The 22,212-nt window shown below is 58.9% G+C and carries 22 protein-coding genes; 6 read left to right on the top strand and 16 right to left on the bottom strand.

Annotated features, from left to right (window positions below):
* Positions 1–7: 7 nt before the first annotated feature.
* Positions 8–1,573 carry a fumarate hydratase gene (locus tag V3390_RS06640; protein ID WP_331688557.1) on the bottom strand — a complete coding sequence of 522 codons (1,566 nt, stop codon included), beginning with the start codon at positions 1,571–1,573 and terminating at the stop codon, positions 8–10.
* Positions 1,574–1,700: 127 nt separating this feature from the next.
* On the opposite strand from V3390_RS06640, the gene V3390_RS06635 reads away from it, so the two are divergent.
* The 3 genes from V3390_RS06635 (at position 1,701) to V3390_RS06625 (ending at position 5,218) form a co-directional block, all read left to right on the top strand.
* The gene (locus V3390_RS06635; RefSeq protein ID WP_331703888.1) at positions 1,701–2,495 is read left to right on the top strand and encodes a ferredoxin--NADP reductase; all 795 of its coding nucleotides are present in this window, start codon (positions 1,701–1,703) and stop codon (positions 2,493–2,495) included.
* A gap of 97 nt (positions 2,496–2,592) precedes the next feature.
* On the top strand, positions 2,593–4,794 hold the full coding sequence (locus V3390_RS06630; RefSeq protein ID WP_331688555.1) for a M3 family metallopeptidase: 2,202 nt from the start codon (positions 2,593–2,595) through the stop codon (positions 4,792–4,794).
* 55 nt (positions 4,795–4,849) lie between these two features.
* Positions 4,850–5,218 carry a nuclear transport factor 2 family protein gene (locus V3390_RS06625; protein WP_331703887.1) on the top strand — a complete coding sequence of 123 codons (369 nt, stop codon included), beginning with the start codon at positions 4,850–4,852 and terminating at the stop codon, positions 5,216–5,218.
* A 26-nt stretch (positions 5,219–5,244) separates the two neighbouring features.
* Here the strand turns inward: V3390_RS06625 and V3390_RS06620 are convergent, their stop codons facing one another.
* Genes V3390_RS06620 through V3390_RS06595 form a run of 6 tightly spaced genes read right to left on the bottom strand, consistent with a single transcriptional unit; the run spans position 5,245 to position 11,121 of the window.
* A complete protein-coding gene (locus V3390_RS06620; RefSeq protein WP_331703886.1) occupies positions 5,245–5,958 on the bottom strand; it encodes a hypothetical protein in 714 nt (237 codons plus the stop codon).
* A gap of 33 nt (positions 5,959–5,991) precedes the next feature.
* Positions 5,992–6,738, bottom strand: a complete 747-nt coding sequence (locus tag V3390_RS06615; RefSeq protein ID WP_331688552.1) for a pseudouridine synthase — start codon at positions 6,736–6,738, stop codon at positions 5,992–5,994.
* Complete coding sequence (locus tag V3390_RS06610) at positions 6,739–7,011, bottom strand: GNAT family N-acetyltransferase (protein ID WP_331688551.1); 273 nt, start codon at positions 7,009–7,011, stop codon at positions 6,739–6,741.
* 29 nt (positions 7,012–7,040) lie between these two features.
* On the bottom strand, positions 7,041–7,637 hold the full coding sequence (locus V3390_RS06605; protein WP_331688550.1) for a rhomboid family intramembrane serine protease: 597 nt from the start codon (positions 7,635–7,637) through the stop codon (positions 7,041–7,043).
* A gap of 42 nt (positions 7,638–7,679) precedes the next feature.
* On the bottom strand, positions 7,680–9,554 hold the full coding sequence (locus tag V3390_RS06600; protein WP_331703885.1) for an ATP-binding cassette domain-containing protein: 1,875 nt from the start codon (positions 9,552–9,554) through the stop codon (positions 7,680–7,682).
* Between the two features lie 31 nt (positions 9,555–9,585).
* Positions 9,586–11,121: a protein adenylyltransferase SelO gene (locus V3390_RS06595; protein ID WP_331703884.1), complete on the bottom strand. Its 1,536-nt coding sequence runs from the start codon at positions 11,119–11,121 to the stop codon at positions 9,586–9,588.
* 201 nt (positions 11,122–11,322) lie between these two features.
* On the opposite strand from V3390_RS06595, the gene V3390_RS06590 reads away from it, so the two are divergent.
* Positions 11,323–13,251, top strand: coding sequence for a DEAD/DEAH box helicase (locus V3390_RS06590; RefSeq protein ID WP_331703883.1), 1,929 nt, complete (start codon positions 11,323–11,325; stop codon positions 13,249–13,251).
* 87 nt (positions 13,252–13,338) lie between these two features.
* Here the strand turns inward: V3390_RS06590 and V3390_RS06585 are convergent, their stop codons facing one another.
* Positions 13,339–13,608: a hypothetical protein gene (locus V3390_RS06585; protein ID WP_331688546.1), complete on the bottom strand. Its 270-nt coding sequence runs from the start codon at positions 13,606–13,608 to the stop codon at positions 13,339–13,341.
* Positions 13,609–13,620: 12 nt separating this feature from the next.
* Positions 13,621–15,264 carry a serine hydrolase gene (locus tag V3390_RS06580; protein WP_331703882.1) on the bottom strand — a complete coding sequence of 548 codons (1,644 nt, stop codon included), beginning with the start codon at positions 15,262–15,264 and terminating at the stop codon, positions 13,621–13,623.
* Between the two features lie 40 nt (positions 15,265–15,304).
* Between V3390_RS06580 and V3390_RS06575 the strand changes: the two genes are divergently transcribed.
* Entirely contained in the window at positions 15,305–16,528 is a 1,224-nt protein-coding gene (locus V3390_RS06575; RefSeq protein WP_331703881.1) for a TIGR03862 family flavoprotein, read from the top strand.
* A 32-nt stretch (positions 16,529–16,560) separates the two neighbouring features.
* On the opposite strand, the gene V3390_RS06570 is transcribed toward V3390_RS06575, so the two are convergent.
* Positions 16,561–17,067: a VOC family protein gene (locus tag V3390_RS06570; protein WP_331703880.1), complete on the bottom strand. Its 507-nt coding sequence runs from the start codon at positions 17,065–17,067 to the stop codon at positions 16,561–16,563.
* Here V3390_RS06570 and V3390_RS06565 point away from each other — a divergent pair.
* Complete coding sequence (locus V3390_RS06565) at positions 17,066–17,614, top strand: peroxiredoxin (RefSeq protein WP_331703879.1); 549 nt, start codon at positions 17,066–17,068, stop codon at positions 17,612–17,614. The genes V3390_RS06570 and V3390_RS06565 overlap by 2 nt on opposite strands.
* A 72-nt stretch (positions 17,615–17,686) precedes the next feature.
* On the opposite strand, the gene V3390_RS06560 is transcribed toward V3390_RS06565, so the two are convergent.
* The 6 genes from V3390_RS06560 to V3390_RS06535 all read right to left on the bottom strand — a co-directional run bounded on the left by V3390_RS06560 (position 17,687) and on the right by V3390_RS06535 (position 22,167).
* Complete coding sequence (locus V3390_RS06560) at positions 17,687–18,604, bottom strand: M14 family metallopeptidase (RefSeq protein WP_331703878.1); 918 nt, start codon at positions 18,602–18,604, stop codon at positions 17,687–17,689.
* 29 nt (positions 18,605–18,633) lie between these two features.
* Positions 18,634–19,059, bottom strand: coding sequence for a type II toxin-antitoxin system death-on-curing family toxin (locus tag V3390_RS06555; protein WP_331703877.1), 426 nt, complete (start codon positions 19,057–19,059; stop codon positions 18,634–18,636).
* A gap of 141 nt (positions 19,060–19,200) precedes the next feature.
* Complete coding sequence (locus V3390_RS10235; RefSeq protein ID WP_425493025.1) at positions 19,201–19,293, bottom strand: AbrB/MazE/SpoVT family DNA-binding domain-containing protein; 93 nt, start codon at positions 19,291–19,293, stop codon at positions 19,201–19,203.
* A gap of 146 nt (positions 19,294–19,439) precedes the next feature.
* Positions 19,440–20,504, bottom strand: a complete 1,065-nt coding sequence (locus tag V3390_RS06545; protein ID WP_331703876.1) for a TraB/GumN family protein — start codon at positions 20,502–20,504, stop codon at positions 19,440–19,442.
* 365 nt (positions 20,505–20,869) lie between these two features.
* Positions 20,870–21,298, bottom strand: a complete 429-nt coding sequence (locus V3390_RS06540; protein ID WP_331703875.1) for a pyrimidine dimer DNA glycosylase/endonuclease V — start codon at positions 21,296–21,298, stop codon at positions 20,870–20,872.
* Positions 21,299–22,011: 713 nt separating this feature from the next.
* The gene (locus V3390_RS06535; RefSeq protein WP_331688535.1) at positions 22,012–22,167 is read right to left on the bottom strand and encodes a type II toxin-antitoxin system HicB family antitoxin; all 156 of its coding nucleotides are present in this window, start codon (positions 22,165–22,167) and stop codon (positions 22,012–22,014) included.
* Positions 22,168–22,212 lie beyond the last annotated feature (45 nt).

The following is a 22,212-nucleotide window of genomic DNA, read 5'->3' as shown; positions in this document are numbered from 1 at the left end:
TAATTACTTAGACGCTTTCGACAACCACCGGAATTCCGGCAATACGGGCCTGCCATTCGCGCGGGCCCGTTGTGTGTACGGAGGTGCCCTGCGAGTCAACGGCAACCGTGACCGGCATGTCCTTGACCTCGAACTCGTAGATCGCTTCCATGCCGAGGTCCTCGAACGCGACGACCTTGGCGGCTTTGATCGCTTTGGATACCAGATACGCAGCGCCACCGACGGCCATCAGATAGGCCGAGCGATGCTTGCGAATGGCCTCGATGGCAATAGGACCGCGTTCGGCCTTGCCGACCATGCCGAGCAAACCGGTCTGATCGAGAATCTGCGGCGTAAACTTGTCCATGCGCGTGGCCGTGGTGGGACCTGCGGGGCCGACGACCTCTTCGCGCACCGGATCCACGGGACCGACGTAATAAATAAAGCGACCGCGCAGATCCACAGGCAGCGTCTCGCCCTTGTTGAGCATGTCGACCATGCGCTTGTGCGCAGCATCGCGACCGGTCAGCAGCTTGCCGTTGAGCAGCAGCACATCGCCGGGTTTCCAGCCGGCGACTTCGTCCTGGGTGATGGCGTCCAAATCGACGCGACGCCCCTTAGAGGTGTCATACGTCAGGCGCGGCCAATGTTCGAGCGAAGGCGGATCCAGCATGACCGCACCGCTGCCATCGAGAGTGAAGTGCGCGTGACGCGTGGCCGCGCAGTTGGGGATCAAGGCAACCGGCAAATTGGCAGCGTGAGTCGGATAATCCTTGACCTTGATGTCCAGCACCGTGGTCAGACCGCCCAGACCTTGAGCGCCAATACCCAACGCGTTGACCTTTTCGTACAGTTCCAGGCGCAGCTCTTCGGCGCGATTGGAGGCGCCGCGAGCCTTGAGATCATTGATATCAATCGGCTCCATCAGCGACTCTTTGGCCAGCAACATCGCTTTTTCTGCGGTGCCGCCAATGCCGATACCCAACATGCCCGGCGGGCACCAGCCGGCGCCCATGGTCGGCACCGTCTTAAGTACCCAATCGACAATGGAGTCAGACGGATTGAGCATTGCAAACTTGGACTTGGCCTCGGAGCCACCGCCCTTGGCGGCGACGATGACTTCGACGGTGTTGCCCGGAACCACTTTGACGTTCACCACGGCCGGCGTGTTGTCGCGGGTATTCTGCCGTTTGCCGGCGGGATCAGCGAGTACCGATGCACGTAGGGTGTTGTCCGGATCCATGTAGGCGCGGCGCACGCCCTCGTTGACCATGTCTTCGACGCTCATGGTCGCGTCATCCCAGCGCACGCTCATGCCGATTTCAAGGAATACGGTGACGATGCCGGTGTCCTGGCACAGCGGACGATGGCCCTCGGCCGCCATGCGCGAATTGATCAGGATCTGCGCCATGGCGTCTTTCGCGGCCGGCGATTCCTCTTTTTCGTAGGCGGCCGCCAGGTTCGTAATGTAATCGACCGGGTGGTAATACGAAATGTACTGCAGGGCGTCGGCCACCGACTGGATCAGATCGGCCTGGCGAATGGAAACGGGCGCAAAATCGGCGGGATTGGCGGAAGCGTTGCTGGCAGTCATGAGTCAAGGCTATCGGGGAAATCAGCCCTCCATTTTACACCCGCGCGGCGCCATGACCGCCTTCGTACGGTTGCGTTGGTACAATAGTGCGTCCTGAATTTGAACCGCTTTGGAGCTCCACCCGCCCATGTCCGCTGCATTTGGAACTGCCACCGTCACCGGCGTCCACCATTGGACTGATGCCTATTTCAGCTTTACGACCACCCGCGATCCGGGTTTTCGTTTTGAAAATGGCCAGTTCGTGATGATTGGCCTTGAGGTCGAAGGCCGCCCGCTGATGCGCGCCTATTCCATTGCCAGTGCCAACTGGGAGGAACACATGGAGTTCTTCTCGATCAAGGTCGAGAATGGCCCCCTGACCTCGCGACTGCAGCACATCCAGGTCGGCGACAAGATCCTGATCGGCAAGAAGCCCACCGGCACCCTGCTCCTGCACGACCTGCATCCGGGCCGCAACCTGTATCTGTTGGGCACCGGCACCGGTTTTGCCCCTTGGCTGTCGCTTATTAAGGATCCCGAGGCCTATGAGCGCTACGACCACATCGTGCTGTGTCATGGTGTGCGCTACGAGACCGACCTGTGCTATCGCGACTACATCACACGTGTCCTGCCGCAGCACGAATTCCTCGGCGACATGGTGCGCGAAAAGCTTAAATACTTCCCGGCCGTGACTCGTCATGATTTTGAGGTCGAAGTCATATCCCATCGCGGACGCCTGACGGAACTGATGAGCAATGGCCAAATGATGGCCGCCCTGGGCCTGGATCCGCTCGACGCCGAGCACGATCGCGCCATGGTGTGCGGTTCGCCGCAAATGCTGGCCGATTTCCGCGAACTGCTGGATAGCCGCGGCTTTACGGCGGCTCCGCGTATCGGCACCCCGGGTCAATACGTATTCGAACGGGCCTTCGTCGAAAAATAAACAGCGACCGACCCCTGACTTTTGTCAGGGGTCCTAGGCACCCCGCCTGCGCTACGCTAGTGCATTCACTAGAAACCGCAAGGACACAAGCCGGAATATGAAAAAGACCCTGGTCGTCGCTCTCGCCCTGGCATTGGGCACCACAACGGCGTTCGCAGCCGATGCTGCAACTCGCAAGTCCTCCAAGTCGGCATCTGCCGCCAAACCCGCTAAGGCCGTGAACAGCATTTTCAATTCCGACAGCCCGCTCCCCTTGCATTACCCGCAATTCGACAAGATCAAGGATTCCGATTTCGGTCCGGGACTTGATCTGGGCATGGCGCAACAACTGAAAGAAGTCGATGCCATCGTCAATAACAAGGCGGCTCCGACGTTCGAAAACACCATCGTCGCGATGGAAAAGTCGGGTCGCACCCTGTATCGCACGGCCTCGGTGTTCTTTAACCTGCAAGGTACCGACACCAATCCGGCGCGCGACCAGATCGACGAAACCTACGCGCCCAAGCTCGCTGCTCACGATGACAAGATCTCGCTGAACCCCAAGCTGTTCCAACGCATCGAGACGGTCTACAACGCACGTAACAGTTCGGGCCTCAACCCGGAACAGATCCGTCTGGTTGAACGCTATTACGAAAACTTTGTCCGTTCGGGCGCCAAGCTGAGCGCTGCAGATCAGGCCAAGATCAAGTCCATCAACGGCCAGCTGGCTGACCTAGGCACCAAGTTCTCGCAAAACGTCCTGAAGGAAGTGAATGATTCGGCTGTCGTGGTCGACACCGCCGAAGAACTCAAGGGCCTGAGCGAAGACGAAATCAAGGCTGCAGCTAAGGCTGCCGAGACCAAGGGCCTCAAGGGCAAGTACCTGGTCAAGCTGCTCAACACCACCGGCCAACCGCCGCTGACCAACCTTGAAAACCGCGCCCTGCGCGAGCGCATTTACAAGGCGTCCGTTGCTCGCGGTTCGCGCGGCAATGCCTTCGACAACACCGGCATTATTGCTCAAGTCACCAAGCTGCGTGCTGAGCGTGCTGCCCTGCTCGGCTTCCCGACCTATGCCGATTACGCACTGCAAAACCAGACCGCCAAGACGCCGCAAGCCGTCAACGACATGCTGAATCAGCTGGTCGGTCCGGCCGTCGCCAATGCCCGTAAGGAAGGCGCCGACCTGCAGGCCATGATTGATGCCGAGCAAAAGGCCAAGGGTGAACCGACGTTCGCACTCGAAGCGTGGGACTGGGCCTACTACACCGAAAAGGTGCGTCAGGCTAAGTACAACTTTGACGAAACCCAACTCAAGCCGTACTTCGAAATGAAGAACGTGCTCGAGAACGGCGTGTTCTATGCAGCCAATCAGGAATTCGGTCTGACCTTTAAGGAACGCACCGACCTGCCGAAGTATCATCCCGACACCTGGGTCTACGACGTGTTCGACAAGGACGGCTCGCAACTGGCCATCTTTATCTTTGACCCGTATGCACGTGCGTCCAAGCGCGGCGGTGCATGGATGAACTCGTATGTGGATCAAAGCGCGCTGACCGGTTTCAAGCCGGTGGTCGCAAACCATCTGAACATCCAAAAGCCCGAAGGCAATGCTCCGACCCTGATGACCTGGGACGAAGTGACCACGACCTTCCACGAATTCGGCCATGCACTGCACGGCATGTTCTCCAACGTGACCTACCCGACCTTCTCGGGCACCAGCGTGCCGCGTGACTTTGTCGAGTTCCCGTCGCAAGTGAACGAAATGTGGGCCGACTGGCCGGAAATTCTGGCCAACTACGCCAAGCATTACCAGACCGGCGCCTCCATGCCGAAGGAACTGCTGGATAAGGTCCTGGCCTCGAGCAAGTTCAACCAGGGCTTCACCACGACTGAGTACCTGGGCGCTGCAATGCTGGACCAAAGCTGGCACCAACGCGCTGCTAAGGATCTGCCCGATGCCAAGGGTGTGGTCGCGTTCGAAGACGCCGCTCTCAAGGCCAACCGCACGGATTACACCGCCGTGCCGCCGCGCTACAAGACCCCGTACTTCAGCCACATCATGGGCGGCTATGCCGCAGGCTACTACGCCTACATCTGGTCCGAAGTGCTGGATGCCGGTACCGTCAAGTGGTTTAAGGACAACGGCGGCCTGAGCCAGGCTAACGGCCAACGCTTCCGCGATGCCCTGCTGTCGCGCGGCGGTTCCAAGGATGCGGTGCAGCTGTACCGTGACTTCACCGGTCAGGATCCGAACATCCAGCCGCTGCTGGAACGTCGCGGCCTGACTACCGAAGGCAGCACCGACGCCGGCAAGTAATCAGCCGAAATCGCTTTGCTACACTGGCCACTCCCTCACCGGAGTGGCCTTTTTTATGGACCGCAAATTCATCGTCAAGGATTTCATTACGCGTTGCGCACTGGGCGACAGTCATGCCGCGTTTGCGGAGTATGCCGGTTCGGGATTTGTGCATCACAACCCGTGGTTCGCGCCCGATGCGGATTCGCTTGCGCTGGCAATGCATGAAGCCGCACTGCAGTCCCCGCAGACCCGAATCGAAGTGCTGCGAATTCTGGAAGACGGCGACACCCTGATGACCCACAGTCGCGTGCAGCACGCACCGACATCGGCGCCCTACGCCTGCGCGCATATTTATCGCTTTGAAGGGGAAAAGATCGCCGAACTGTGGGATGTCGCGATGGAAGTGCCGACCGACGCAACTAACTCTGCAGGTGCGTTTTAAGATCTACGCGAATGAATCCGGCCGCGTTACTTGCTTACGAGCAGACCGCGATAGGCCGGCGCGATGAAGCCGCGCAATTGCGCAGCCGGCACCGCAATTTTGTGGACTGCGTCATCGGCATTCTCGGCGGCCGACAGCACATACACGAAATGGATCTCGGTGATTTTGCCTTGGCTATCCAAGGTCGGTTCCATTCCGGCAGCGGTGCCCGCTGCACCCTTGGATTTCAGTGCATTGGTAAGCGCTGTACCGGGGAACAGTTGTGCCTGGCTCAGCACCTGTTGCGTGTGCGGTAGGTAAACCCAACGCTGCACGATGGGCGTCGCAGCGCCCTTACCCGTATAGGCGCTGCCGTTAGCGGCTACGGCGGCCAGACCTGGCGCATTGGCCACGCTGACCATGTACAGACTCAGGGTCGGTCGTTGCGCTGCATCGCCCACCGGTGCAGGAGTGGCCCCCAACGCCGACTTAAAGGCTGCCGTCTGCTGATCGGCAAATGCAGTGACCTGCTTGGCCAGCGGCTCGAACTGCCCGACCGCCGCATCGTAGCTGATGGCCACGTTATAGGCCGGCGTGATGTCCGCGACATCTTTGAGTTGCACGGCAATCGGTGGCAGTTTGGTCAGTGGAGTCGCATTGGCGGAGGCAGCGCTTGTCTGCGCCGCATCCTGCCTGTCACAACCGACCATGCCTACAGACAACAGGCCAACTACCAGTACCGGAATGAACGCAACTTTCAAGAGCCAAACTCCACAGACAGTGACGGCCTTACTTTACCATTCCGTCCGCGACGGAATCAGACCCTGCAGCTCGGCATCGGTCAGATTGCGCCATTGACCGAGCTTGAGGTGACCTAATTTGACGTTACCGATGCGCACCCGCACCAGCTTCTTGACCCGATAGCCGAAGTGAGCGGCCATCAGGCGAATCTGGCGATTCAAGCCCTGCACCAGGACGATGCGAAAACCGACCGGACCGATCTTGCCGGTCTTGCACGGCAACGTGGTTTGCCCGTGCAGAGGCACGCCCTTGGCCATGCCACGCAAAAATGCATCGGTCACGGAGTTGTTGACGGCAACCAGGTATTCTTTTTCGAGCTTATTTTCCGCGCGCAGAATCTCGTTAACGATATCGCCGTTGCTGGTCAGCAGGATCAGGCCTTCGCTATCTTTATCGAGACGGCCGATCGGAAATATGCGCTTGTCGTGACCGACAAAATCTACGATGTTGCCTTTGACCGCGGAGTCAGTAGTACAGGTGACACCGGTCGGTTTGTTCAACGCAATGTACACATGGCGACGCTGGCCCTTAATGCGGGCACGCGGCATCAGGCGCTGGCCGTCGATCAGAATGAGGTCGGCTTCGGTCACCTCGGTGCCGATACCGGCGCGCTGGCCATTGACGCTGACGCGACCGTCGGCAATCAGGCGATCGGCCTCACGGCGCGAGCAATGTCCGGTACCTGCGATGAACTTGTTCAGTCGAACCGGGGCGGCACCTGGATCTTGAGTATCGCTCAATCAGACCACCAAATCATTGTAGTCGGGATGCTTGGCAATCCATGCTTCGGCATAGGTGCAATCCGGAGACACTTTGAGATTCGCACTGCGTGCGTGTTCAAATGCGGACTTGACCAGCTGCCCGGCGATGCCGCGGCCACCGATCTCCGAAGGGACGCCCGTGTGCGTGATGTGCATAACGCCGCCGAGCTCCGTGTAGTTCAACTCGGCCTCGATGCCTTCGACAACTGTAACGAAACGCGATTCCTGCGGACGATGTTCAATGGTATTCATTCGATCTCTCCCGATCTGAATCTATGATCTTAAGGGTTCAGCAGCTTGCCGAGGAAGTTTCCGACCAGGCCGGGCTCCAGCAGCAGCATGAACAGGATGCCGTACAGGGCACCCGCCAAGTGGGCGTTGTGATTGACGTTGTCACCTTGCTGGCGATCACGCCAGATCGAGTAACCGATAAACAGAGCCGCGTAAATAATGGCCGGCACCGGAATGAAAAACACAAAAATCAGCGACCACGGATTAACCAGCGCGAACACCATGGTCATAGCCGACACCGCGCCGGAGGCGCCCAGGCTCATGTAGTTGGCCTGGTTTCGGTGCTTGAGATAGGTGGGCACGATGGCCACTACAATCGCACTCAGATAGAACAGCAGAAAGCCAAACGAGCCCAGACGCGCACTGACAATACGCTCAACAAACTGCCCGAAGAAGAACAGCGTGATCATGTTGAACGCCAGATGCGAAAAGTCGGCGTGGACAAAGCCGTGGGTGACGAAACGATCCCACTGGTGGTTGCGTCGAATGGCATGAACCCAGAACACCAGGCGATCCATCAGACGTTGGTTCTTCATGGCCAGGACGGAAACAAGAACGGTCACGGCAATGATCAGTAAGGTCATCATGAACTGGCGGCGCCTCTTAGAGTCAGGGATTGCAAATACAGTTTATTCAAGCTCGGTCCACCGTGCATAGGCGGCATCCAGCTCCGCCTGAGCGGCCTCTAGCGTCTCACTGACCCGGCGCAGCGCCGCAGGATCGCCGAAAATCGCCGGATCGGACAATTGCGCGGTCAGCTGCGCAATCTGCTGTTCCAGGCCATCAATAACCGGCGGCAACTGCTCCAGTTCGCGCTGCTCTTTGTAGCTGAGCTTGCGCTTGGGCGTCTCGTTGACCGCACTCGATGTAACCGTCGCAGCGGCTTGCGGTTTGCTCGAAGCGCTAGCGGCGGCGTTCTCGCGCGCTTTGGCCTGACGCTCCCAATCCTCGTAACCGCCGACCACTTCGGTGATCTGGCCATCGCCTTCGAACACCCACAGCTGGGTGGTGACGTTGTCGAGGAATTCGCGGTCATGGCTGACCAGCAGCAAGGTGCCCGAGTAATCGGCCAGCAGTTCTTCGAGCAGTTCGAGCGTTTCGACATCGAGATCGTTGGTGGGTTCGTCCATCACCAGCAGGTTCGAAGGCTGAGCAAACAACTTAGCCAACAGCAGACGATTGCGCTCACCGCCCGACAACGCGGAGATCGGTGCGCGGGCACGCTCGGGGCTGAACAGGAACTCCTGCAGATAACCGATCGGATGCTTGCGCGCGCCGTTGATCTCCACAAAGTCACGACCTTCGGCGACGTTTTCGAGTGCGTTCCAGTCCTCGCGCAGGATCGAACGGTACTGATCGAAATACGCCACCTGCAATTGCGTACCAATAGTGATCTGTCCCTGATCGGGCTGCATTTGCCCAAGCAGCAGCTTGATCAGCGTGGACTTGCCGGTACCGTTGGGGCCGACTAGACCAATGCGGTCGCCGCGCAGCACCGTGGAGCTGAAATCGCGAATCAGACAACGATCGCTAAAGCCGTGGGTGACGTTGTCGAGCAGGAAGACACGCTTGCCGGATCCCTGTGCCGACGAGATTTCCATCCGCACGTTACCTTGCGCGTTACGGCGCTGGCTGCGTTCATCGCGCATGGCCTTGAGACGGCGAACACGGCCTTCGTCACGGGTGCGACGGGCCTTGATACCCTGCCGGATCCAGACTTCTTCCTGGGCGAGCAGTTTGTCAAAACGCGCCTGCTCCTGTGCCTGCGCATGCATGCGCTCATCGCGACGGCGCAAAAAGTTGGCGTAATCGCCGGGCCAAGAGCTCAGTTCACCGCGGTCGATTTCCACAATGCGCGTTGCCAATGACCGCAGGAAGCGTCGGTCGTGGGTAATAAAGACAGTGGCACCGGGCCAGTTGAGCAGAAATTTTTCGAGCCACTGAATGGATTCGAGATCCAAATGGTTAGTCGGTTCGTCGAGCAGCAGGACGTCCGGATTCTGTACCAACGCACGCGCCAGACCGACGCGACGCTTCATACCACCGGACAGCGATTGCATGTCGAGTTCGCCGTCGAGCTCTACCCGTTGCAGTGCCTGTTCGACGCGACGTTCCAGTTCCCAGCCGCCGATCTCTTCGATCTGTGTCTGCAGCGAGGCCATCTCCGACAAGTCCGGATCGGGGTCGTGGCTGATATCGTGCCAGCGCGCCAGCAGACCACCGACATCGCCAAGGCCCTGCGCCACTACATCGAATACCGGCCCTTGCCAGTCATTCGGGACTTCCTGCTCCAGGCGGGAGATGCGCACGCCCGTCTGCACGCGCACCTCACCCTCGTCGGGGCGATGCTCGCCGGCGATTAACTTGAGGAAGGTGGATTTACCGGCTCCGTTACGGCCAATGACCGCGACGCGCTCGCCGCGCTCGAGAGTGAACTGGGCGTTATCCAGCAGCGGAGGACCGCCGACGGCGAAAATTACGTTCTGAAAGGCAACTAATGACATGCCCCATTGTACTGGGAGCGCGACTGCTGGCCTAGGAACTGCAGGACAGATCTGTGCAGCCGCGCCGCTCAGACGCCCAATCCGGACGCATTTGACCCCAATGAGACGGATAGCGGGTGGTCGTCGGTGTATCCATCGCCTGTAAGTACAGATGGAGATCGGACGCCTGACGCGACTGGGCAGTGGCCTGCTCTGTGGACTCAATTAGCTCCTGCAGTAGCCAGTTATGCGGTAACAGGCGCGAATTGTGGGCAAACGGAGCCGCATGCGATGCACGCGCCACCCGATAATCAGCCAGCCATAGATTGATGGCCGCCTGGTCGGGCCTCTCAAGATACGAAGTTTCCGCCAGATCGCCATTGAACTGCAGTGCCAGATAGGCCAGGCGGAAATCCAGCGCCTGCGCTTGCAGCAATTCGGCAAAGCCCTGCACCACGTCTTTGGGATACGAAGTCAAGCCCAACTTGGCGGACTGCATGCGCAGATCCTCGGCCACAAACAGATGCTGATAGTGCATTAGCCCCTCGCGCAAGGGCTCGGGATCGAGGAACAGTGAACCCAAGGCCATGGCCAGCCGCTGCAGATTCCAGAACCCGACCGCCGGTTGCTGCGCATAGCGATAACGTCGTTGGGCGTGATCGGTGGTGTTCGGTGTCCACTGCGAATCGAAACGATCCATGAAACCGAACGGACCGTAGTCAATGGTGAGCCCGAGCACCGACATGTTGTCGGTATTCATCACGCCATGCACAAAGCCCACTGCCTGCCAATGCGCGATCATGCGGGCAGTGCGCTCGCAAATCTCACGGAACCAGTCGCCGTAGCGGTTCTCATCGCGATGTGATTGCAGATGCGGAAAGTCCTTCGCAATGCAAAAATCAGCGAGCTGCCTGACCAAGGCCGTATCGCCGCGCGCTGCCGGTAGTTCGAAATGACCGAAACGGATCCACGACGGCGCCACGCGACACACCACCGCGCCGGGTTCGGGCTCGGGATGGCCATCGTAATAGCGATCACGCACAACCGAATCACCGGTCGATGCCAACCACAGTGCCCGCGATGTCGGCACGCCCAGGGCATGCATGGCCTCCGACGCAATATATTCGCGCACGGACGATCGAAGCACCGCACGGCCATCGGCAAAGCGTGAAAACGGAGTCAGCCCGGCGCCCTTGAGCTGCAATTCCTGCCGCTCGCCCTTTGCATTGCGCAACTCGGCAATGACAATGGCACGACCGTCGCCCAACTGACCTGCCCAGTTACCGAACTGATGCCCGCCGTAATTGGTGGCATACGAACGGAATCCTTTAAAGGTGGTGTTGCCGGTCAGAACTGGCGCAAAGACCGGGTCTGCCAACACGCGCGGATCAAACTGCAGCGACTGACACAGCTTTGCAGAGGCCGCCAATAACTGCGGCGTCGCTACCGGTGTGGGCTGCACGAAGGCGCCCATGGAGTCCACCGGGCGCGGTTTGGGACTCGTATTGGCATCCATCGGCAGGGACTGGGCCCATTGCTCTTGCAGCTGCCAATTGGCGAACGGAAACGGGAGTGTGGGCGTGCTCATAGGCTCCAAACAGTGTACGCCGATGAACGAAACCCATTGCCTCATCGGGATCGAACGGCATCTGTGGTAGAATGAGCCTCGAAATTGGCCCTAGTGCAATGACTCGCGTCTGTGTTGACGCCATCCATTCGTGGGCGATCTCGACGATGTCGACCTTTTTTTGCGCCCACTATCGACAGGGCCGCCCGGATGGAACAACCCATGACCACAGAAACTCCTGTTGCGGATTCCGCAACCGTTCGCTTTGCCGATTTAGAACTCAGCGAGCCCGTTCTCAAAGCCCTGATTGAAGTCGGCTACGAGACCCCCTCACCTATTCAAGCCGCTACGATTCCTCCGATTCTCGAAGGCCGTGACGTGCTGGGCCAAGCCCAGACCGGTACCGGCAAGACGGCCGCCTTTGCGCTGCCCTTGCTGACCCGCCTGGACCCTAACGCCAAGAAGCCGCAAGTGCTGGTACTCGCACCGACGCGCGAGCTGGCCATCCAAGTGGCTGAAGCCTTCCAGAAATATGCACACCATATTCCCGGCTTCCACGTCCTGCCGATTTACGGCGGTCAAAGCTACTACCCGCAGCTGCAAGCGCTAAAGCGCGGCGTACAAGTCATTGTCGGCACGCCCGGTCGCGTCATCGACCATCTGGAACGTGGCTCGCTGGATCTGTCCGAACTCAAGTGCCTGGTGCTCGACGAAGCCGACGAAATGCTGCGCATGGGCTTTATTGACGATGTCGAGAACGTGCTCAAGCGTACGCCGGAATCGCGTCAGGTCGCCCTGTTCTCGGCCACCATGCCGACCGCAATTCGCCGCATTGCCCAAACCTATCTGAAAGATCCGATCGAAATCGCGATTAAGTCCAAGACCGTCACGTCCGAAAACGTGCGTCAGCGTTACTGGGTTGTCGGCGGCGTGCACAAGCTCGATGCCATCACCCGCATCATCGAAGCCGAACCTTTCGACGCCATGATCGTCTTTGCCCGTACCAAGCAAATGACCGAAGAGCTGGCTGAAAAGCTCGCCGCTCGTGGTGTCGCCGCTGCCGCCATCAACGGTGACGTGCAGCAGGCTCAGCGCGAACGCACTATCCAGCAACTCAAGGACGGCAAGATTGATGTGCTGGTTGCCACCGACGTGGCCGCCCGCGGTCTCGACGTGGAACGCATCACCCACGTGCTGAACTACGACATTCCGTACGATACGGAAAGCTATATCCACCGCATTGGCCGTACCGGTCGTGCCGGTCGTCAAGGCGATGCCATCCTGTTCGTTGCCCCGCGCGAACGCGGCATGCTGCGAGCCATTGAACGCGCCACACGCAAGCCCATCGACGCGATGGATCTGCCGACTGTCGCCCAAGTCAATGTGACGCGCGTTGATCGCTTTCTGAATCGCATCACCGAGGCGATGTCCAACCCGGCCATCAACGATTTCCGCCAAATGGTCGAGCGCTACGCCACGGAAAACGACGTGCCGATGGCCGAAGTGGCCGCCGCACTGGGCGTCCTGTCGCAGGGCAAATCGGCGCTGTTGCTGGCCGAGCCTTCGTTTGAGCCCAAGTCACGCAAGTTCGATGACGACAAGCCGGGACGCGAGCGTCCGGAACGCGCCGAACGCGAACCGCGCGAACGTCGTGAACCGCGTGAACCACGCGCACCTCGCGAACGTGCTGAACCCGAAGCCGGCATGATGACCTACCGCGTCGAAGTCGGTCATCGCCATGGCATGCGTCCGGGCAACTTGGTTGGCGCCATCGCCAATGAGGCCAGCCTCGAATCGCGTTTCATCGGCCGCATTGATATTCGTCAGGACCATTCGCTGGTTGATCTGCCCGAAGGCATGCCGGAAGAAGTCACGCAACACCTGCAGGAAGTGTGGGTCGCAGGCCAACGTCTGCGCATCCGTGCAGCCACTAAGGAAGACCTGGATTTCGTCGAAGCACCCCGTGATTTCCGCGAAAGCCGTGGCGGTGACTTCCGTGACAACCGTGGCGGTCCGCGCAAGTTCGGCGGTGGCGGCGATCGCTTTGGCGGTGGCGGCGACCGTGCCCCACGCGGCGATCGTCCCGGCGGCGGTGGCCGTCCCGGTGGCGGTGGTTTCCGCTCGGGCTCCAAGCAAGGTTTCCGCAAATAAGGACTGACCCTTGGCGCTGGCCGTCAAACGACTCCGACACAAAAAAGCCGCGACGTGACTGTCGCGGCTTTTTTATTGCTTGCCGAATTACTGCTGCAAGGGCGCGGCAGGATCTGCCACCGGAACCTCGGACGGTTCTATGGTGTGGTCACGATCCATAAATGCCGGTACCGGCAAGCCGCGCGACTCGAGGACTTCGGGAAGCGGTGTTAATCCTGCAAAGGGCGCGACGACCCAGTAAATCGCAGCGAGTGCCAAGGCCCAGAGCAGCAGCTTGAACACCAGACGCACCGCCTTAAACACGAGCACGAACAGCAGCACGACAACAAACAGCAAAATGGCAAACGAAACGGTCATGAAGTGTCCTAGTTACTTGGCAGTCGCATTGTCAGCGGCGACGGGCTTCAGGCGCAAGTCCTGAAAATCAAAGCTGAAATCGGTGAGCGGGGATACGGCGGCCATAGTCGCCAGCGTGATCTGGCCATCGGCATCGAGATTGAAGGTAAGGAACGCATCGCCGTTGAGCCAGCGCTGATCCCAACGGGCAATAAAGGTATCTCCTTGCCATGGTTCCAAAGTGCCGAGCAGATCCGGCGTCTTACTGAACTGAATGCGCAGCTTGCCTTTGTCCCTGAACAAGCGCACATCGCCGTACCAGGGATCGGCGTAAGTGCCTTCGTAACGGCTCAAAGGTAGCGAGGGCTTGAGTTTCACATTGCGCTTGGCAACATGCTTAGCCCAGGACTCATCTGCGTTCGCCTGTGCCTTCGCGACGGCCTTGCCGTAGGCTGCGTTCCAATCGGTGCTGCCGGTGCCCAGCATCAGATCGAGCGCCCTGTAAGTCACTGCGTTGAAGGCGGCGCCAACTTCAGCATTGGTCAGCACTACGATGCCCAGATCCTGATCAGGAACTAGCGTCACTCGACTTACTTGGCCGGGCCAGCCGCCGGTATGCCAGACCATGCGCTGACCCCGGTAATCCGACAGTTGCCAACCCATGCCGTAACCGAGAAAGTTCGGCTTGGTCGGCAGCAGCTCGGGGACCGACGGGGTACCGACATTAATCGGCGTAAGCATAGACCACATGGCCTGTTGCTGTTTTGCAGAGAACAGGCGCTGATCGCCGGAGCCGTACTGTCCCTTGCGCAATTGCGCCACCATCCATTGCGACAGATCCAGCACCGACGAATAGATACCACCGGCACCCGAGACGTTGTGCCAGCTCATCACCTTGACCGGTTCCAGTCGCGTCCAGTCGGACTTGGCATGGCCGACGGCGGTATTCATGCCCGGTCGCAAATCATCGCTATTGAACACCGTGCTGTTCATTTCCAGCGGCTTGAAAAAGCGCTGCTCTAAGAACGACTTGAACGATTGGCCGCTAACCTGCTCTACGACCAGACCGGCAACGCCAAACAGAATGTTGTCGTAGGCGTAGCGTTCGCGAAAACCGCCTGACAGCGGCACGTCTTTTAATCGTTGTGCCACTTCCTGCGTGGTGTAAGTGGTGGTCGGCCAATACAGCAAGTCACCGGCACCCAGACTCAAACCCGAACGATGTGACAGCAGATCCTTGATCCGCATCTCGCGCGTGACGTAGGGGTCGCTCATGCGGAACCAGGGCAAGTGATCAATGACACGGTCATCGAAGCTCAGCTTGCCTTCGTCTGCCAACATGGCCAGAGCGGCCGCGGTAAAGGCCTTGGTATTGGATGCAATTGCAAACTGCGTTTGCGCGTTCACCGCGTCCGGTTTACCCAGCTCGCGGACACCGTAGCCCTTCGCCAGAACGATCCGACCGTCTTTCACAATCGCGACCGCCACACCCGGCACATCGAATTGCTTGCGCGTCTGCTCAATGAACGCGTCAAAGGCCGCCAAATCGGGCAGGATGGCGGCGCTACCTTGTTCTGCAGCGACCGGCGTTACCGCGGACGATTGCGCAGACAACGACAGCGGCGCACCGATCAGCAGTACGGAGCACAGAGCAACAGATAGGGATTTGCGCAACATTCGGGTTTCCAATTGATCAGGACCGCTTCACAATATACCAATGACTCGAACAGCAGATGCGTTGGTAATCGGTGGCGGACCCGCCGGGTTGATGGCTGCAGAGCAACTGCTGGCCGCCGGCGCGCGCGTCGCCCTGATGGATTCGCAACGATCGGTCGGCAGAAAGTTTTTGCTGGCGGGCATTGGTGGTCTCAACCTCACGCACAGCTTGGGCCGTCCGCAGTTTGACACCGCATATCGCGAGCAGCAGGACTGGGTCGCCGGCTGGCTCGATGCCCTGGACAATCAGGCACTAATGCAATGGGCCGATGCGCTGGGCGCAGAGACCTTTGTCGGCACCTCGGGACGTGTGTTCCCGCGCGAAAAAAAGGCCGCGCCTCTGTTGCGCGCCTGGCTGACCCGACTCCGTGCTGCCGGCCTGCAGATACATACCCGGCATCGGCTGACGCATCGAACCGAACAAGGCTGGATGTTTGACACGCCCGAAGGCATCGCCGCATGGGATGCACCAGCCGTGGTGCTGGCCATGGGCGGTGGATCGTGGCCACAGCTGGGCAGCGATGGCCAATGGCAGTCTCTGTTTCACGCCGATGAGCTCGAGCCCCTGCAAGCGACCAACTGTGGTATGGAGTGCGAGTGGTCACCGGTATTGCAGAGTAAGGCTGGCGAGCCGATCAAACCGGTGATTCTGAAATGGACCGACCAGACCGGTCGAACGGTGGAGCGTCAGGGCGAGTGCGTCATCACGCCTTATGGTCTCGAAGGCAGTGTCCTCTACCCTGCAGTCCCCGACTTGCGCGATGGGATTTGGCGCACCGGCAAAGCCACGGTGCACCTGGATCTGATGCCGCACTGGACCACCAAGAAAGTGGCGGAGGTGTTGGCCTCACGCGGCAAGCATTCGCTTACGGAGACCGCGCGCAAGGCGCTCAAACTCAGTGGCGGTCGCCTGCATCTGTTCAACGAGTTCTATCGGCAATCGCCGCTGGAGCCCGATGCACTGGCCCATACCATTCGCAATACGCCTATCACGTTTACCGGCCTGCGACCGATGCAGGAGGCGATTAGCACCGCCGGTGGTGTACGCCGCGAAGCGCTGACAGACGGCCTGATGCGTAAGCAGGAGCCGGGCATCTTTTGCGCCGGCGAAATGCTGGACTGGGAAGCTCCAACCGGCGGCTTTCTGCTCAATGCCTGCATGGCCAGCGGTGTGATTGCCGGCCGTGCGGCTGCGGACTATTGGCTAACACTGGCGCGCCAATAGCCGGCACTACTTTATTGCGCGATGCGGCGATCTCAGTACGAGATATCACCGCTGTTTTCGCAGTTGACCATCCAGGCCACGCCGAACTGATCGACCAGCATGCCGAAGCGCTTGGCCCAGAAGGTCTCTCCGATTGGCATGGTGACATTGCCGCCGTCAGACAGTGCGGCAAAGACGGTTTCGGCCTGCTCCACTGAAGCGACATTAACGGAAACAGAAAAGCCGCAGTGCGTTCCGTCAAATCCGGTCCCCGGAGGTGCGTCGGAGCCCATCAGAACACAGCCCTGAAACGTCAGATTGGCGTGCATCACTTTGTCGCCAAAATCGGCGGGAATTTCATCGCCCGGCATGTCGCTGAAACGATGCAGCTCATTGATCTGAGTGCCGAGCGCATAAGCGTAAAACGTCATCGCCTTTTCGCAGTTGCCGTTAAACGTTAAATAGGTTGCCAATCCCATGATGCGTATGCCCTGAGGTTCAGTTGGAGAGGCTCTCATTGTGCCATCATTAAAGTCCGCAACAACCGGGCACATTGCCATGATCCGCCTCCCTTTTCTCCGCATGACGGCTGCCATCACCGCAGCGGTTACCGCCTTGCTGGCATTCCCTGCAGCAGCTGCACTTAAGCCCGGCGACACCGCGCCCCAGTTCAAGGCGCCCGGCTATCTGGCCGGCAAGCCAATCAAGTTCAATCTGGCCGAATCGCTGCGCAAAGGACCGGTTGTCGTGTACTTCTTCCCCGCTGCATTTACCCAGGGCTGCAATATTGAGGCCCGCCTCTTCAGCGTCGCCATCGACGACTTCAAGAAGAAGGGCGTGAGCGTCATCGGCGTGACCGCCGGCAACATTGACCGTCTTGCTGAATTTTCGGCATCCACCGAGCATTGCTCGGGCAAGTTTCAGGTCGTCGCCGACCCTGGCGCAAAAATCGCCAAACAGTACGATGCGACTCTGGCCCTCAAGCCGGGCTGGTCGAACCGTACCAGCTATCTGATCGGCACCGATGGCAAGATCAAGGCTACGCATTCGGATCTGAGTCCGAAAGAGCATGTGAGCAGCATGCTGGAAGCCGCAGGCAAGCTGTAACCGCCAATGCCAACGCAAAAGGCCGGACTCTTATACAGTCCGGCCTTTTTTATTGCAGATTTGGTGGCTTAATTACGGATTGGCCAGCGCAAACTCAATCGCTGCAGTCACGGCGGCTACCTGCGCGGCATTGCACTGCTCCGGCGTAGCGCGCGGCGAATCGGGATAGACCTCCGTCGTGGTGGTGTAGCGTGCATCGCTGATACCGGCACACAGGCCAAGTTCCTTGAGTGCGTACTCGATCACACCCGGCGCAATAACCGGCGAGCCGATGATTTCATTGTTCGCATCGGCCGGCGCGATGTGCGTGACCTTGGCGACCGACTCAATAATTGCCTGCTGGAAAGCCGGCTGCGGATTGGCAGTATCGTCGACCAGGTAGAAACCGTCAGGAATCTCCCCCGGTTCGAAGGGTTTGCCGTCGCGTGCGGCCAACGCCGGACGAAACTCGCTCTCATCGGAGTCGGTGGTCTCGTGCAAGTCGATATGCATGACGATGCGGCCCTTGTATGGCTTCACCAGTTTCAGCAAGGCTGCCGACTCAGGGGCCGGACTGTTTGGCACAAAGTTGCGATTGGGATCCAACGCCAGCGCATTCCAGCGCAGGATGCGCTCATAGCCCCAGGGGCTCACGCAAGGTGCCACCAGCAGATTGGCGTGGCCATGATAGGCAGGACCGTGCTCCCGCACAAACTGAAGTGCGCCCTGCACGCCACTAGTTTCGTAGCCGTGCACACCACCGGTCACTAGCATGACAGGCAGGCTGTCGTCCCAATGGCGGCTGCGAATGGCAAACAGCTGATATCGCTGATCCGGGCCGTAATCGAGTTCGCCGTACGTGGAGACATCAAACTCATTCTTGAGCTCCTCGATCTGCGAGACCACCTCGTCACCGTAGCTGCGATGACGGATTTGCGCCGCGCGCCATTGCTGTTTCTCGGCGTCGGTCCAGGGCACGCCCGGCGTGCCAATCGGGTAAAAGCGTTCCATGCCCCCTATTCTACGCCTGCACCTTGCAGTTAGCCGCACTCCACCACAGCCTCCTGGACGCGAACACCGCTAGCCAGACTGATGCGGGAACGCAGCCACTCTGCCAGCCCATTCTCATCCAGATCGCCGGCGGCAAGTGCGACAAAGATGGCGTACAACTCAGCGTCTTCAGCTCGCAACTGTCCACCGTTGAGGACGATGAACACTTCAACGGCCACTGCGGAGGTGCGTTTATTACCGTCAATAAACGGATGGTTTCGTGACAGCCCAAAAATCAGACTCGCGGCCGATTGCGCGAGATCCGGGGGCGGATCACCCAAAGATGCCAGATGGATTGGGAGCTCCAGCGCCGATTCCAGAAGCCCGGCGTCGCGAATACCCGCGCCACCACCATGTTCTGAGAGCTGACGATCAAGAATAGCCAGGATCAGCTGCAGATCGATCCGGATCATCATGGCTGTTTCTACTTACTTGGCCAACTCGTGCAGCAGATTGCGCCGACGGCGCATGACATCCTCGACCACATCCATCTTGGCGGCGAACTCGGGATCGTAAGTAGTAATGCGAAAGCCATCGGGCGTTTCGAGAAGATGGACCTAGTCGCCTTTTTGCAGACGTAGCCGTGACAGGACGTCTTTAGGCAGAATCAGCCCCGACGAATTGCCGACGGTGGTGATTTTGAGTTTCATGCCGGGCATCCGGAAAGCGTTATAACACCTGCTATACCATCAATCCGGCGTCAGTGAAAAGAAGCCCCATTGGGAGCGCCACCGCTACCCGGCGCGTTGCTGCTGCTTGCTTGTCGCCATTTGACTATGATGCAGGACTCACGGGCTTACTGCGGTGCGATTACCGTGTATCCGCTGTTCTCCAGCGCCTTTAAGTAACTGCGCGGGCCGCTGATATTGGAAAACGGCAGCACCGCAAACGTGGTGCGGTTTTCGGCGAGTGCTTCAGTCGCCTTATTCAACCAGATCGTCCGCACTTGCGACTCAACATCGGACACGCCAACCGCCCGCATGAGCTCCGAGCCAAAAAACACATCCTGACAAACCTGATTGCGATGCCGCAGCCGCTCGACATGGATTCCGCCGACATTGCCCTGCGCCCACGCCAATGCATTGGAGCGAATCACGGGCAGATCGTTCTGCAGCGTATCCAGTGTCGCATTTAAACATTCGATCTCGCCGTTGAGGGTGATCCGGCTGGCCAAGGCCAGCAGTTTTTTAGGCTCCTTGGCCTTGACGCTCAACTCCGGCACCACCAGCGGTATCTTGTTTTCCTTTGCCGTCGCCCGTACCGTGTCGAGCACGTTTTTGGATTCACTCAGGCCGAGCTTTTTCAACGCCGCGCCGTACAGCCCCTCCGCCGCCACGATCGGCCGGAAACGTTCTCTCCCGCTGTTGCGTCCGAGCAATTGCGGTTTCACTGCGGCCCAGCGCGCATAGGTGGCCGCCGGCAGGACCTCCTTCAGAGTTTTGCCATCGGGGTTCTTTGTGACCTGCAGGAACTTGTAGCCCAGGTAGACCTTGCTGATAAACCCGGCATCAACCCCCATGGAGAACGAAGGCAACCACAACACCGCCTGCGAGGCCTTGACCCGCTCGACTACCGCCGTGGAGTCCCATTCGAGGCCATTGGGCAACGGACTCAACGTGGCCAGCACCCATAACGTGTGATCGCCTTTGGTCACCCGCCACAATCGCGGTCCCGGTTGTCTGCCCTGCACAGTCACCGTGCCCAACTTCACGATGTTCTCCAGCACGTCCGCGCCCTGCGGAGCGGAATCCGCGCTCACGCCCGTGACGAAGCCATGCCCGGCCGCCCGCTCCTGCCCCAGCGCCACGCCGCCCCACCACAGGGCCGAGCCCACCAGTACTACCCCGGTCCATCTCACCATTGATCCATCCTTTTGTGACTGTTCATCAGTAGACGCGACAGCTTGCGAAAAAGTTCCGGTGCCGACGTTTCAGGCGACTTGGTACCGCCCCCTATGTTGCCTATCCCGGCAGTATTCCCGGCAGACCTTCAGATACACCGATGTTACTGGAGCAAGGGATTAGTGACAGTCAGAGATCACTTGGCGTGAGCCCAGTATGTTTGGAAATTCTAAATTCGCTCAGCAATAACTCGAAGCGCTAGCGACTCTGTCTTCTTGACAGCTTCGTCCTGGGTCGCGCCATACGCCATGACGCCGGGGATCTGAACGACTTCCGCAATCCGGCGGCCATCCTCTTCCAACTCGACTTCTATCTTGCGCGCACACTACAGCCGCTCCCATGGCTCGACCGACCCTGGCACGACATAGAACAACGGGTGCGGCGACGGAATGTCCTCGCCGAGCCACTGTTCGTGGACTGCCGGCGAACGGCCGGCCAATTTGCGGGTTAGATGCTCCCACTCATATGCCATTTGGCCGTCCGTGACTGGGATCGCTTCAACCGCGGTAACGGGGCCAATCTTGGATCGGTCGAACCGGTAACCGCGCAACAGCGCCTCGGCGTGGATCTCCGAGAGGTAAAAACTGATGGCCCTGCGGGGCTGCGCATGGGACTGAAACCGCTGCAACTGCGGATGATGCCTATAGCCGCGTGTCAGACCGCGCAGCACGTGTCTCGCCAGCAGCGCCTCGCGCCACAGCGCTGTCAGGCCCTGGCGGTCAAGATAGCGGGGATGAAGGCTCCACAGCCGCATGGTGACTCAGCCTCCAGATCCGCCCGCGTGGCACCGGAAATTCATGTGCGACACTCGCACGCCAACGGCAGCGCCAATGCGAAAATAATCAAAGAATACATTCGACCATTATAACCGTGCAACTGAGAAGGCCATCGATCTCGGACGTGCGCCGGCTCGCTGACCGTCATGTCCAAGCAAACTATCAAATACGTCGAAGGCATCCCATTCTCCCATTCCCACGCCCGACTCACTGCAAACGCAACGATATTTATATTACGCTGTCCGCCGTACGCCACACCATGTGAGACATTTTCAAAAGTTTCCTACTGAACATTCAGTATCCCCTTACTATTTTCCCCAATCATTTGCGATAAAATAGAATTAACAATGCCCGCCAAGGCTATGTCGATCCCGATCGATATCCTCAAATTGGCGGGCTTTTTCGTACTCTGGGTTTACGAATGAGATTCACAAAACCAGCGCTGTCCTTTGAGGACCGGCTTGATCGCCTTGTATCGCGGGGACTGGTCGTTCGTGATCGCGAATTATCGATTCATTATCTCAGCCACATCAACTACTATCGCATACGAATCCTGACGATTGCCCACCCCAAAATACTGTTTCAGTATCACATTTGTGTGCGTGAGTGAAACCTATCGACAGTCTGATTTTGTCGGCGGATCAATGCCAGTTAGAGATCACTCGACGAATGACCGGTATGTCTAGAAATTCTAAATGCGCTCAGCAATGACTCGAAGCGCTAGCGACTCTGTCTTCTTGACAGCCTCGTCCTGTGTGGCGCCATACGCCATGACGCCGGGGATCTCGACGACTTCCGCCATCCAGCGGCCATCTTCTTCCATTTCGACTTCTATGGTGTATTGCATGGCGAATTACCTCTTCGACCGGACTGGACTAAACCCATAATGGGC

The sequence above is a fragment of the Aquilutibacter rugosus genome (genome assembly GCF_036541335.1).
GTDB lineage: Bacteria > Pseudomonadota > Gammaproteobacteria > Xanthomonadales > Xanthomonadaceae > Aquilutibacter > Aquilutibacter rugosus.
Note: the sequence above shows the minus strand (reverse complement) of the source record. Positions and strands in the feature narration are given on the sequence as shown.